The organism is Nocardia sp. CA-129566 (assembly GCF_050956075.1).
In the GTDB taxonomy this organism is placed as follows: Bacteria; Actinomycetota; Actinomycetes; order Mycobacteriales; family Mycobacteriaceae; genus Nocardia.
Genome location: NZ_CP192085.1, coordinates 1,370,240 through 1,383,215, shown reverse-complemented (window position 1 = coordinate 1,383,215; position 12,976 = coordinate 1,370,240). Strand labels below are relative to the sequence as shown.

Sequence of the window (12,976 nt, the reverse complement as noted above, 5' to 3'; positions counted from 1 at the left end):
GGAGTTCGGCGCGCACCTGGATCATCGAAGGCCGCCGAGCGAATCGAGCGCTTGCCGGGCCCGGGGAGCATGCAGCGGGGAGAAGTCCGGATTTATCCGCAATGCCTGCGACAGCGCGCTGGCCGCCGCATCGGTGCGGCCGAGCGCCGCGAGGATCATGCCGCGGTGGTAGGCGAGGGTGGCGCTGCGCCAGCCGAGAGCGATCGTGCGGTCGGCGTAGCCGATCGCCTCCTCATCGCGTCCGGCCTTGTGCAGTGACCAGGCAAGTACGTCGGTGGCGATAATGCTCTGGCGGCGGCCGTATTCCAGCTGCGCCAGCCGCACTGCCTCGGCCGGGTCGCCGTGCTCGGCGGCGAGCAGGGCGGCGTCCACATAGTCGGTCGCGCCCTGTGCCTGCAGTGCCCGGAACTGCTCGGCGACCTGTCGATACTCGACGGCGGCCCGCTCGGGGCGGCCCGCGGCGTCGAGCAGTTCGCCGAATTCGATCAGGTACTCCGGCAGCGGCGCACGGGTGGTCAGTGCCGCGTACTGCGCGATCGCCTGTTCGAGGTCGCCGCGTGCCGCGAATACCTTGGCCTGCCCCTGCTGCAGCGCCGCACTGTCCGGATCGGCCAAAAGGCCGGAGCGGTACTGACTTTCGGCCTCATCGAGCTGCCCGCTATTGAATGCGAGCTCGCCGAGATGGTAGCGGCAGAAGGCGGTCTGATCGACGGTATTCGCCGCGGCGAGCGCCATCCGTAATGCGTTCATCGCGTCCTCGGTGCGACCGTGCAGTTCGAGGTCGTAGGCGGCGCGGGTGAAGGAGGGTACACCGGGACGCAGGTCGAGCATCCGCTGGACGGCCGCCGTCGCGGCATCGGTATCGCCGAGTTGGGTCAGCGCGTCGACCAGCACGCCGTACACTTCGGCGCTTTCCGGCCGCAATGCGACAGCCTGCTCCGCATAACGGCGCGCGGCGGTGAATTCGTGTCGCGCGTTGGCGAGCACACCGAGCCCGGTCAGCGCTTCGGCATTGTCGTCGGGTTTCAACTCCATCGATCGGTCCAGCGCCCGCTGCGCCTCACCGTAATGCCCGGGATCGCCGGTGATCCGGGCCAATTCGACGTAGGAGGCGCCCAGTGCGGCCCAGCCCGCCGCATAGCCGGGCACGCGGTCCAGTTGTTGCCGCTTCTGGTCGATCTGCACGGCCAACGGTTCGATGGGTTGGGTGGATTGCGCGGCGGTCTGCGATGCCCCGCCGGTGAATGCCGCGGCCGTCCCGAGGACGGCAGCGATCAGCAGGATCAGGACGAGCATCACGAGCGCGGGCCCGCGGCGCAGGCGGGAAAGGATTGCGGACATGGTCGGACCTCGGATGGTGCGGGGTGGGTGATCACCCGGGTAGCGGTGTCCCGCTACCCGGGTGCGGATGTCATTCGCTCGGCGGCGTGTTGAGTTCGCTCGGCGGCGTGTTGAGCCCAGCGGCTCGCCTGCGGCGCAACCAGAGCCAGCCACCGGCAGCGAGCGCCGCACTGGCGCCGACCCCGCCAGCGGCGATCGGCAGCACTGGCAGCCCACCGTTGTCCTGTTGTGCCGCAGCGGGTTTGGTGCCGCCCACCGCTGGCCCGGCGCCATTCGACGGCCCGTCGCCAGCCACCGACGATCCGGCCTTCCCTCGCGACGGCAGCGCGACGTACGGGAAGACAGTGGAAAACGCCACATCGTTGGCATCGACCTTGTCCCCGGCGGCCAGCGCGTCGACCAGTTTGCCGGTCTGCGCCGCACCCTCCATAGCCTGCACCGCGATATCGACCACATCGTCGGCCAGTCGCCGGCCATTGGGGAAGCCCTGCAGATCACCGCCGAGCACGCCGAGCCGGTTCGGCTGCGCCGTCAGCGGCACCGACATGTTCAACCGCAACATCTCCGATGGCTGGAAGGTCTTGGGATCGACATCGGCATTGAGGACCTGCGAGTTCAGATCCGCCTGAATGGGCGGCGCACTGCCGTCCAGCGTCGGCGCCTTCTTCGCGATCCCGGTCAGGAAGATCTCCACCAGATCATTGCGTGGGGCGGCGGGTGCGGGCACCTGGTAGACCGCTTGGATCAGTTTCGCCAGCTCGGGATCGGTGACCCGCGCGACCACCTCGGGAATCGTCGCGTCCTTACTCGGCGACAGCCCGTTGAACGCGTCCTTCAGCCCGACCGGCATGACCACCTCGTTCACCAGCGGATTGCCGAGCCGGGATACCTGCACCGCCTCGCCGACCGCCGTCGCGGCACCGGGGCTGAGCTGCAGTGAGCGGCGCTCGGTATCGCTCCACACCCCGATCACCGGGTTGCGCGCCGGATCACCGCGCAGTGCGAGATCACGCCTCGGCACCTGCAGCACAACGGTATTGACGTTGTAACCGGCGAGCGTGTCGGTACCGACCTCGGACAGATTGCCGCCGTAGAGCAGGTCGAATACCCGCAGATCGAGGAAGAACGGATCCTCCGCGGCACCGACGTACACCGAGCCGCCACCTGGCAGCTCATGGGTCGCCTGCTGACGCAGCGGCGCGTAGTCGGGTATCGAGGCCGAACCGGTATACGACGGTGCCGCCTGGCCGTGCACGATCGGACGCCAGTCGTTGGCACCGTGGCTGACCGATAGCGTGTAGTTCTGCCGGAAGAGCAGGTTCTCATCGTTCAGGCTGGTGACCGGCCCGTTGTCGTACAGGAAGGTGGCAGCGCCACGACGATCGTCGTTGGTGAAGGTCACCCGGTAGCTGATATCCGGTTTCCCGTTGCCATCGTTGTCGATATTGATGTCGTAATTTGCCTCGGTGGCCCAGGGGTAGAAATTCGGACCGCCATTGGGCTCCTGCAGCCCGAACCAGTTGGCGATGATTGTCACCGTATCTGGCTTATCGGGGCTTACGAACGCGTATACGTCGGTGTTGTCCACCGCTGGATCGCCAGCGATCAGCGGAGCCTCGCGATGGCTCGAGGCACCGGCGACCGGTACTCCGAGGCCACCCACCGTCCCGCTGAGCACAATGATTCCGACGGCTGCCAAGGCGCCGACGGCACGGCGCCGCACGCCGCGTCGAGTTGATCGGGTCATGAGTTTTCTTTCGTTGGCTACAGCCGACTTTCGAGTCGGTGTCGCCAATGGTGGATCTCGGCCCCGATGCCCCACATCGGTCGATCGACCTATCTCGACAACAGTCTTGACGTCCCCGCAGCTCGCACCATCTGGCGCTCGACGACATCGACCGATGTCGGGCCGATGAGGATGGCCGAACCGCACGCCGCTGGTCGTCGGTGTCCAGCTGGCGGCGGCGTTCGAGCCGGGCTGCAGCGGCGTTGCGGCAGGCGGTTTCGGTCAGAAGAACAGACCGCGCAACTGTTCGGTGACCTCCCACATCCGTCGCGAGGTGTCGAGATCGTAAGAGACGGGTGAGGACCGCTCCGGGCTGTACCGGTTGTAATAGGCGCCGCGTCGAATCTCGGGCTCGGTGGCCAAGTGGACGATCGGACCCGCACCTTCGCTGGTCGGCAACGAAATTGCGCGCGCGAGCGCGCGCATCGCCAGCATCCGCGGCCCGGAGAAACCCCGAACCAGATCGGTGCGAACCATCCCCGGGTGCACCGCGACGACCTCGAGTTCGGGAAATCGGCGGTGCAATTCGTAGCTGAAGTGAAGATTGGCGAGCTTGCTGCGGCTGTAGGCGACGAAGATGTGGTAATCCCTTGTGCTGTAGAGATCTTCGAACTCGATGTCGATGGGGTCCGAGCGCAGCAGCGCCGCCCGATGACCCTCGGAATTGACATTGACGACCCGGCCGCCGCCCTGCCGCAGCAATGGCAGTAGCGCACTCGTCATCGAATACGGGGCGAGATGATGGACGGCGAAGTTCTGTTCGATCCCCTCCGCGGTGACGGTCCGCTGTTGCGACATAACGCCCGCATTGTTGATCAGGGTATCGATCCGGTCGACAGATTCGGCGATTTGCTGTGCGGCACTGTCGATTCCGGCCTTCGTCGCGACATCGGCAGCGATCACGGTCGCCGTCGGCAACGCCGCCCGCAGGTCGCGCACCCGCTGCGGATCCCGCCCGATCAATATCAGCCGGTGACCGGCGGCGGCGAGTGTGCCCGCGGCTTCCCGCCCGATTCCCGATGTCGCACCGACGAGCACGATCGTGCGCGGACTCATCGCGCACCGTCGGCACGGGCCGCGGCGCCGAGACCGGCGGCGGCGATGAGCGCTCGCTCGCGCAGGCCCGGCGGAAAGTGGGTGAGCAGGCCGAGCATGCGGGCTCCACCGCCGACCGAGTAGCGACGCTTCGGCGCGCGTGCCGAGACCGCGGCGGCGACCGTCTTCGCCACCGCAGCCACCGGTTCCATCTTGGTCGCGGCCGACGTTTTCGCGACAGCGGCGAGTTGATACTGGTAAAGCGCTGTCCGCGTGGGATCGGCAGCGACCAGTGCGGCCTGTGCGGATTGCTCGGCCTTGGTGAAGATCTCGGTCTGCGTGGCACTCGGTTCGACGACGACCACCGGAATTCGCCACGCCCGCAACTCCAGTCGCAATGCATCCGACAGCGATGACAGTGCCGCCTTGCTCGCGGAAATGGGGCCCAGGAACGGTATCGGCAACCGGGCCGTCGGGGCGCTGATATTGATCACCCGCCCACCGCCGGCGCGCAGCAGCGGAAGGAATGCCTGGGTGACGTAGGTGGGGCCAAAAGTGTTGACCTCGAACTGAAGTCGCAGCTGATCGGGAGAGACCAGTTCCAGTGGTCCCTGCACGATGATCCCGGCATTGTTGATCACCGCGCGCAAGCCCGCCGGCCCCACCTCGGACGCCACGTGTTCGGCCGCCGCGGCGACGCTGTCGGGGTCGGTCACATCGATCGGTACCGCCCGGCTACCGGATCCGGAGCGCCGATCGGAGTGCACACCGGCGTAAACGGTATAGCCCTGGCCGACGAGCAGATCGGTGATGGCCGCACCGATGCCGCCGGCGGAACCGGTGATGAACACATTGCCCTTCATGTCCTCGGACATGGGTCCTCCATGAGTAAACATTGACATGTTACCTTGAACAGGTGCACTCACATTTACATGCTTGGACGAACATGTCAATGCCTACATGTAAACAAGTACATGAAGGGCGGCGCCCATGTCACTGAGACATGCCCTGCTCGGCCTCCTGGCCGAGGGGCCGGCGAGCGGCTGGGATCTGAGCCGCCGATTCGAGGATCTGCTCGGTTCGGTCTGGCCCGCCAAGCATCCGCAGATCTACGGTGAGCTGCGCAAACTACAGGACGACGAGTTCATCGCCACCAAAGCCGAAGGGCCACGCGGGCGCAAGGAATACCGCATCACCGATGCCGGCCTGACCGAGGTGCGCCGCTGGCTGACCGAGGTCGAAGTCGACCACACCTTCCGGCTGGAACCGCTGCTGCGATCGATGTTCTTCTGGATGATGGATCCCGACAAACTCGCCGAATACCTCGACCGGGAGGCCGCGTACTACCGCCGCCTCGCCGACTACTACCGCGAAATCGCCGCGGCCAAGGACCGCGGCGATTTCGGCACCGGCCCACAAACCCAATCGATCCGCATTGCCGCCGAAGCGGGTATCCGCCTGACCGACGCACTCGGCGACTGGGCGGAATGGACGCAATCCCATCCACCCAGCAAGCAGCGAAAATCCTGAAACCCGGCCGACGAGCGCCGAGAGCTAACCCCCAGTGCCGCAGGGCAACCCGCCCGCACCGACTACGAACGTCGCGCTGCGCCCGCGCGCGTCCAGCCGCCCGTCGCCCCAGCTCGCACTGCCATAAGCATCCACCTCCATGGCGTACTCGCCGTCGGCCAGCGCCTCGGGCAACCGCACCGACGTCGAGGCCCGCCCGTCGACAATGCCCAGATACACCCGCCGCCCCTCACTTCCCAACGGCACCAGGAAGATCCGCGCATACTCGAGCTTCTTGTGCGCGCCCGACGCAACGGGCGACCACTCGATACCGAGCGACCGAGACCCGGCATCACTGAACTCGACGGTGACCCGCAGCGTCGCCTCCCCCGCGAGCCCGGCCCGATACCTCACCGCGCCCTCCTCGGATGCCAGGACCCGCTCCAAACGACTCGCTCAGCGGAACTGCCCTGTACACCAGGCTGACACGGCCACCCACACAAGGCAATCGGTCGCCCCCCTTGGGGGTCATCTCATGGTGGCGAGGTTGTGCCAGAGGTTTTCGAGGCTGTCGGTGCCGCCGAAGAGGGTGGTGAAGTTGGTGGAGTCGAGGAGGATGATGTCGCCTGCGCGGGGGGCGGTGGGGGGCATCCAGATCAGGGTGTTGAATTCTGTGTTGCCGGCGGCGGTGAAGGGGTGGGGGCGATCGGGGTCTACGCGTTGGCGGCCGAGGACTCGTAGTGAGTCGGTTTCCGGGGCGGTGAGTTCGTAGTGCGGCAGGTGGGGGTGGAAGTTGAAGGTGGTGACGTTGTCCAGCAGGTGGAGTGCGTCCAGATCTCGGAATCCGGTCAGGGGGGCGATCTCGTCGGTGCCGTTCACGACCGCGGGGCGCAGGCCCCATTTGTTGTGCACGGGCACGTCGAGCGCTTTCATCAGTGAGCGGGTGTACTGGCCGAATCGCTGCTGACGGGGGACCAGTGGGTCGCCGTGATGCTGGTATTCGATCTGTCGCTGGGTGAAGTCGTCGGTGAAGCCGACGTCGTGGTGCGGCGCGAGCAGCAGGCAGGTGCCTTCACGTTGCAGCCACTCCCGGATCGCAGCGCACTCCTCGGGTGCGGCTTGCTGCTCGGACAGGACGTGATCGAGCCCGAACACCATGAGCGTGTCGGTATCCGAAAGGATCCGCTCGTCGATCGGCAAGGTGTAACCGGCCTGGTCGATGCGCTGGAATACCGCGACGGGATGACCGGTCGCCTCCCCCGCCAGCCGCTGAAACGCGAGTGTCGAGCGATGGAAGAGCTCCAATGTGCCCGCGACACCCTGCAGGAAGTGCGCCGCGTCATACTCGACGGTCTCGTAACTCGGCCACGTGACATTGCGGACCTCGGTCATCGTGGAGAAGCGGTTGTATATTTCGGCGGGATCGCGTTGCGCCTCCCACGGATAACTCCACGTCCAATAGATGCTCATCCGCCGCCGGCCGTCGCGCTTGCGCGGAATGTGGTCCTGGTTGTAGGTGCGTGCCCGCGGCAGGGTGCTCATGCTGTCACCTCTCAACTGTCGAGCGAGGCCAGGTATCGCAGTGCGCGGATACCCGGCAGGAAGAAGTACGCGCCGCCCTTGAGCGTGGTAAATGCCGGTAGCCCCGTGAGCACCTTGCGGATGGGCCGCTTGGGGATCGTGAACTCCAGGGTGCCGTCCTGGGTACCGCAGATGGGGTCGCGCTCATTGCCGAGTTCATGGAATGCCTTGTCATTGATCCAGACGTTCTGGGCGAACTCGAACTGGCGGACCAGGCTGGCGCAGATGATGAACGCGGCAATGCCTCGATCCACCCCGTCATCGGGCGCGTCCTCCGGCAGCGCCGGACCATAGGTGGCGCCGCGGCGAATCATCCTGCGGCGGTTCATATTCGGTGCGGTATCGCGTGGGTTGAGCCGCCGCACGTGCGAGCCGAGCGGTATCGCGTAGCCGTGCGGGTCCATTTGTTCGTAGTTGAAGTCGTTGTTCCGCATGGGATCGGCGCCCAGCTCCGGATCATCGTGGTCCGGCGCCAGCGTCAAGGGGGCGCCGCTCGGCCAGCGGCCCATGAGCTTCGCGGCGAGCAGCTGCTGCCCGTCCGGGGTGTCGGCGCGCTCGCGCAGATAGCTCCGAAACGCGACGACGTGTTCCTGCAGCCGCCGGTAGGCCATATAGCTGCCGTTGCGGGACAACACCTCCGGCTGCGGCAACAGGTGGACCGGCCCCTCCTCATCCGGGTAGCCGAGGATGAATTCGCCGGGTTTCAGCGCTGCGCCCGACCCCGGCGTCGGTTCCTCACCGGATCCCTCGATCACGGGCTGGGACAACCGGTCTCGGAAACCGAAGTGGTCGTGGGCGTAGTCGAATGGCGGTGTCGCATTCAAATCCAAGAAGGACAACACGCGCACGCCTTGGCAGCGAGCCACCAGCTTGTGGTGCTCGGCGGTGCACCGCTGGTGTTCGGCATCGGTGCGGGCGAACAGGATCGCGATCGCGTGCAGATCATCACCGGCGAGCCCGCCGACCCAGTTATCGGGGTGATTCGCACCCGTATCGCCCAGGATGTCGGCGCGCGCGGCCATGCCTTCACGGAACTCGGCGGGGAACGTGGCAAGCGCTTGCTCCGACACCCCCAGCGCCCGCAGCCCGCGCCAGGTGAAGGCCAGCGTGATCCAGCGCTCGGAGCTGTCCATCGTGGCGCGCACGTCCGCGGCCGACTGCACCCGGTCCAGCAGCTCGGTCAACCAGGCCCGGCCCCCGGCGGGATCGTCGAAGGACAGGAACTCGTAGCGCCCGGTCATCGCCGGGGTGCGGGTCAGCAGGATGTGCTGAATATCGTCGAGTTCGAGCATCGGCCCGACGATCTACTGCATCTGGTCGAGCATGTCGGAGAACGCCGCCTCGAGCCGCAGCGCCTTTTTGATCTCGTCGGCGGTGACGTAGGGGTACTCGCCGTATTCGAGGAAGCTCGAACACTGGTGTTCCCGAACGAATTTCACGAAGGCCGCCGGATTTTCCTGCCAATCCTCCGGGAACCCTTCGAGATTGGTGAAAACGGTCGTGATACCGGTCTGGCTGAAGAGTGCGACGGCGTCCTCGGTGTACTTGTCGAAATCGGTGTCGAAGATGCCCTGGTACTGGAAATGCAGGCCCGAGCCGACATCGAACAACACCCACCGCAGATAGTGCAACCGCAGTGGTGCCAGCACATCTGGACTACCCGCTACCGCCTCTTCGATCTGCTTTCCGTATGCGCGAACAGCCTCTTCTCGGCCCGGTTTCACCTTTGCGATGATCGAGAACCCGTAGCAGGCGGGCGTCCGTGGATAAATCGGGCCGTACCGACCCCGCTCCAGCTCGAAATAACCCTCCCTGGGGATGGCCATCGCCGCCGGTCTACTCCAGTCCTGATCGGTCGCTGGCATGGCGTCACCTGCCTTTACCGTCGCAGTATGGACATCAAGCATGGTACGCAGTTGGCCGATACTGCCGCAAAGATTCGGCTATCTTCGCCGTAGTGGGCATTCGAGATAATTTCGGAAGCTCCGAATCCCCGCCACCGGCGCCCCGGTTTGACAGGATGACATCATGTCAACACCGCCGCAGGATACCAACTCGGCGCCGACACCGCGCCATTTGTCCACGCCGCGAGCCGCCGCACTGGCCGGCATCGCCTTCGCAGTGTTGTTCGGTACGACGCTCATCGTGATACGCATCAAAATGCCTGAGGGCCTTGAGGATTCAACTCAGTGGCTGAAGAGCCAACAGAGTGCGATCACGACGGCGACGGTGCTGATGCCCTTCGCCGGAATCAGCTTTCTCTGGTTCATCGGCGTCGTGCGCGACGGATTCGGGCGCTACGAAGACCGATTCTTCCTATCCGTATTCCTCGGCAGCGGGTTGCTATTTCTGGCGATGATGTTCGTTGCTACCGCCGTCGCCGCCGGCTTGGTGGCGAGCAACACCGACGTCACCGACCCGACCGCCCGCGCCGAGGTGATCAACTTCGGCACACATTTCTTGGTTTCGGCGAGCCAAACTTATGCGCTTCGCATGGCGGCCGTATTCATGATCTCGCTCGCGACGATTTGGTTCAAGACCAGGCTGATGCCCCGCTGGCTCGCCATCCTCAGCTATTTGGTAGCCCTGACACTGCTCATCGTCAGTGAGATGAGCAAGTGGGCGGAGCTGGTATTCCCCGCCTGGGTGTTAGTGGTCAGCTGCCTTATCCTGACCCGCTCCAGACTCACCGAACAACAACGCACCCAGCACGATTGATGCTGTGCCGCAGCACCCCCATAGACGAGCATCTTCATGATCCTGCGAACCCTGTTCGGCCTCTGAGCCCGCGGCAAGATCCGTGGCATCGGCGACGAACGCCGCCGCGCGCGGACCGCATCGGAGCGCTCGGCCGTGTCCTGTCCGATATGCACCGTCGGTGGTAGTCCGGTTACCGAATTCGTCCGACTGTCGCGTCATCTGACTCCTACCATGTGGGGCAGGCGAAGTGGGAGGTGGGGATGGGCGGCAACGCGGCGGAACCAGGGGATGCGAAAGACTACGCACTGACCGTGGCCGACGGGTCATACGAGTGGTATCGGCACGCCGCGATCAAGGCCCGGCGATATCACCGCGTCACCGAGGTGCTGCAACTGCTCGTGTCCGCCGCGATTCCCGTCGCGGCCGTACTGCTGCGGGGAAACACCGATATCCCGGCGGTGCTCGGATCGGTCCTCGTCGTCATCGGCGGACTCCGTGCGCAATTCCACTGGCACGACAACTATTTGCGGTTCAGCCAGGCCCGCGAGGCCGTCGAGGCGGAGCGTCGGCTCTACCACACCCAGTCCGGCCCCTACGCCGACCCCGATACGAGGGACGCGGTGTTGGCGAGCGCCGTCACCACCATCGAGCAGAAGGAAATGAGCGCTTGGCTGAAGATCGCGACACCAGGCCGGACCCGCGAGGCGCGATGACCGCGCGACGCCGGATACCCACCTACTTCAGCCACAGCTACCGAGCCGAAGACCGCGACGCGTCGGAGTTTTTCTGGCGCAAACTGGAATCACACGGCTTCGGGTTCACCGTGGATCCGCAGTCGGGTGCCCTGTCCACCTGCCATCTGGAAATGGTGATGCGTCGCAGCGCCTGCTTCGTCGCGGTGATTCCGCTGCGGCCGAGCGAACAGACCTACCGATGCTCGCCGTTCATGGTGCACGAGTACGGACTCGCGGTGCGGGCGCGCAAGCCGAGGCTCGTCTTCGCCGAAAAGGGCATCTCGCGCAGGCATTTTCTCGACGTGGACGAGGTTCATGTCTTCGATCGCGACGAACTCGCCAGTTATGGAGACGATTTCGAACAATCGTTTCACCGGTTGCTGTTGGAGAGCCAGGCCTACTCGGCGGCGGCCGACCAATTGCGTGGCGAGGTCGGTCTGGCATTGCCCAACAATCCCGCGTACCGCGAGATCCGACCGGTGATCATCGCGCTGCTGGAACGCTACGGCTATGCGGTCGCTGAGGCGCCCTGGCACCTGCGGGATCCCGCCGATATCGCCTTTCGCCTCGATCGGTTCGAGTTCGTCGTCGTCGATGTGGCATCGCGCGCGGTTCCCGCGTGGTTCTATCCGACCTTGGTCGGGCGGTTCATCCCCACCCTCGACCTGATCCACGAAACCGACTCGGGCACAAAGACTTCCATACCGCCGCTGGTCGCAGGCGGTGCGCTGCGCGCCGCGGCGGCGCAGGACGACCTGGTGCTGCGATGGCACGACGCCGATGATCTCGTCGTTCGGCTCGATCAGCAGCTGAGCGGCTTCGATCTGCCGCGCCAGCAGTTCCGGTCACTCGAAGAGGGCGTCGGCTACATCCGCAGCATCGGGCGCACCGCGGGCACCATCTTCCTCAGCACCGCACGCTCGGACGCCGCGCTGGCCGGTGAGCTGGGACGCGCGCTGAAACTGTTGAATTTCTCGTTCTTCCACTACGTCTACAACAACACGATCCCGTTGGGACAGCAGTGGCAGCAGCGGCTGGAAAGTCTGGTCACAGCAAGCCGGGTTTTCGTGCCGCTGGTAAGCGAGTCCTACTGGCACAGCGAATGGTGCAGACAAGAATTGACCACCGCGCAACGGCTCAGCGCCGACGGACAGCTCACCATCGTTCCGTACTTCCTCGACGACAGCCAAGGTGAGGTGATCGCCGAACAGGGCGTCGACATCGCCGATCTCGGTATCGCGGACCGAGTCGCCCGCATCGTCGCCGATATGGACCGTCTCTTCCTCGGAGCATGACACATGGAGTGGACACCAGCGCCCGTCGACACGAGCTCGGTGCGGCTGCCGCCGAATATTCAGAAGCTCGTTGAACGGTTGGCCGAGAACGCACACGACCGCTGGGCAGCGCGCCGGATGTCGGAAGGCTGGCGCTATGGCCCGTCCCGCAGCGACGACCTGCTGACACACCCCTGCCTAGTTCCCTATCCGGACCTGCCCGAGCAGGAGAAGGACTACGACCGGGAACTCGCCACCGAAACCATCAAAGCGGTCCTGACCCTCGGCTATCGGATAGTCCCGCCCGCGGATTGACGGCCCGCGGGTGCCGACGCAGCGGCTTCGTCTCACGTTCGTGCCATCGGCATGCGTGCCGTCGGCTATCGCTTGCGGACCCACACCCATGAGGTGGCGACGGCGATGAGTACCGAGGGCTTGCCGAGCAGCATGGTCCCCAATGCCAGGGCGGTGATCTGATCGGCGGCATACAGCGGCAGGAGTATCAGCACATGTAGTGCCCACATCACGGCCCAGGCCGCGGTCAGGCGCCGGTGCTTGCGGATCCGGGGCTGGTCGACATCGGCCGGTTCGATCCGGATGCGTTGGCACACAAGCAGACTCAACGGACGGCCACGGATCAGGGTGGCGCCGAAGGCGACAGTCGCGACCGCACAGCCGACGATCTCGGGCAGGAAGAAGGCACGGCCCTCACCGGTGAACAGCACCAGCGCCGAATAGGCGGTGACAGCAGCCAAGGCGACCATAACGACCTTCGCCGAATCACCGCGCCGCAGCCGCCATCCGGCGAGCAGGGCCGCCGCGGTCAACGCGGCCGCAACCGCCGGACCGGTCCCGAACAGTTGATATCCGACCAGGAATACCGCGACCGGCGTGACGGCGTCGACGAGGTGCCGAACGCCGCCATGCGCGATGACGGCCTGCCCGAGCACCCTGGCGGCTGGTCGTGCTCGCGCGGAGTCGTGCGGGGTCACCGACCGGCTGTCGTCGAATGTCAT

Annotated in this window: 14 protein-coding genes; 5 read left to right on the top strand and 9 right to left on the bottom strand. The window is 65.4% G+C overall.

Features of this window, described 5'->3' with window-relative positions; all coding sequences use genetic code 11:
• Positions 1-21: 21 nt before the first annotated feature.
• The 4 genes from ACQP0C_RS06295 to ACQP0C_RS06280 form a co-directional block, all read right to left on the bottom strand.
• Positions 22-1,341: a tetratricopeptide repeat protein gene (locus ACQP0C_RS06295; protein WP_433731424.1), complete on the bottom strand. Its 1,320-nt coding sequence runs from the start codon at positions 1,339-1,341 to the stop codon at positions 22-24.
• A gap of 70 nt (positions 1,342-1,411) precedes the next feature.
• Positions 1,412-3,088, bottom strand: coding sequence for a DUF4331 domain-containing protein (locus ACQP0C_RS06290; RefSeq protein ID WP_433731422.1), 1,677 nt, complete (start codon positions 3,086-3,088; stop codon positions 1,412-1,414).
• A 261-nt stretch (positions 3,089-3,349) separates the two neighbouring features.
• Positions 3,350-4,183, bottom strand: a complete 834-nt coding sequence (locus tag ACQP0C_RS06285) for an SDR family NAD(P)-dependent oxidoreductase (protein ID WP_433731420.1) — start codon at positions 4,181-4,183, stop codon at positions 3,350-3,352.
• Positions 4,180-5,037: an SDR family NAD(P)-dependent oxidoreductase gene (locus ACQP0C_RS06280; RefSeq protein ID WP_433731419.1), complete on the bottom strand. Its 858-nt coding sequence runs from the start codon at positions 5,035-5,037 to the stop codon at positions 4,180-4,182. The genes ACQP0C_RS06285 and ACQP0C_RS06280 overlap by 4 nt, the downstream gene beginning before the upstream one ends.
• Before the next feature lie 115 nt (positions 5,038-5,152).
• On the opposite strand from ACQP0C_RS06280, the gene ACQP0C_RS06275 reads away from it, so the two are divergent.
• Complete coding sequence (locus ACQP0C_RS06275; RefSeq protein ID WP_433731417.1) at positions 5,153-5,692, top strand: helix-turn-helix transcriptional regulator; 540 nt, start codon at positions 5,153-5,155, stop codon at positions 5,690-5,692.
• A gap of 24 nt (positions 5,693-5,716) precedes the next feature.
• Here ACQP0C_RS06275 and ACQP0C_RS06270 read toward each other — a convergent pair whose 3' ends face one another.
• From ACQP0C_RS06270 to ACQP0C_RS06255, 4 genes are all read right to left on the bottom strand, one after another.
• Positions 5,717-6,085 (bottom strand): hypothetical protein, encoded by a 369-nt coding sequence (locus ACQP0C_RS06270; protein WP_433731415.1) that lies wholly within the window; start codon positions 6,083-6,085, stop codon positions 5,717-5,719.
• A gap of 114 nt (positions 6,086-6,199) precedes the next feature.
• A complete protein-coding gene (locus tag ACQP0C_RS06265) occupies positions 6,200-7,213 on the bottom strand; it encodes a hypothetical protein (protein WP_433731413.1) in 1,014 nt (337 codons plus the stop codon).
• A gap of 11 nt (positions 7,214-7,224) precedes the next feature.
• Complete coding sequence (locus tag ACQP0C_RS06260; protein WP_433731411.1) at positions 7,225-8,544, bottom strand: Dyp-type peroxidase; 1,320 nt, start codon at positions 8,542-8,544, stop codon at positions 7,225-7,227.
• Positions 8,545-8,556: 12 nt separating this feature from the next.
• Positions 8,557-9,117, bottom strand: coding sequence for a hypothetical protein (locus tag ACQP0C_RS06255; protein WP_433731409.1), 561 nt, complete (start codon positions 9,115-9,117; stop codon positions 8,557-8,559).
• Between the two features lie 163 nt (positions 9,118-9,280).
• On the opposite strand from ACQP0C_RS06255, the gene ACQP0C_RS06250 reads away from it, so the two are divergent.
• From ACQP0C_RS06250 to ACQP0C_RS06235, 4 genes are all read left to right on the top strand, one after another.
• Complete coding sequence (locus ACQP0C_RS06250) at positions 9,281-9,970, top strand: hypothetical protein (protein WP_433731407.1); 690 nt, start codon at positions 9,281-9,283, stop codon at positions 9,968-9,970.
• A gap of 242 nt (positions 9,971-10,212) precedes the next feature.
• Positions 10,213-10,665: a DUF4231 domain-containing protein gene (locus ACQP0C_RS06245; protein ID WP_433731405.1), complete on the top strand. Its 453-nt coding sequence runs from the start codon at positions 10,213-10,215 to the stop codon at positions 10,663-10,665.
• Positions 10,662-11,981, top strand: a complete 1,320-nt coding sequence (locus tag ACQP0C_RS06240; protein WP_433731403.1) for a toll/interleukin-1 receptor domain-containing protein — start codon at positions 10,662-10,664, stop codon at positions 11,979-11,981. The genes ACQP0C_RS06245 and ACQP0C_RS06240 overlap by 4 nt, the downstream gene beginning before the upstream one ends.
• 3 nt (positions 11,982-11,984) lie before the next feature.
• On the top strand, positions 11,985-12,275 hold the full coding sequence (locus tag ACQP0C_RS06235; RefSeq protein WP_433731401.1) for a RyR domain-containing protein: 291 nt from the start codon (positions 11,985-11,987) through the stop codon (positions 12,273-12,275).
• A 65-nt stretch (positions 12,276-12,340) separates the two neighbouring features.
• Here the strand turns inward: ACQP0C_RS06235 and ACQP0C_RS06230 are convergent, their stop codons facing one another.
• Positions 12,341-12,976 (bottom strand): DUF3159 domain-containing protein, encoded by a 636-nt coding sequence (locus tag ACQP0C_RS06230; protein WP_433731398.1) that lies wholly within the window; start codon positions 12,974-12,976, stop codon positions 12,341-12,343.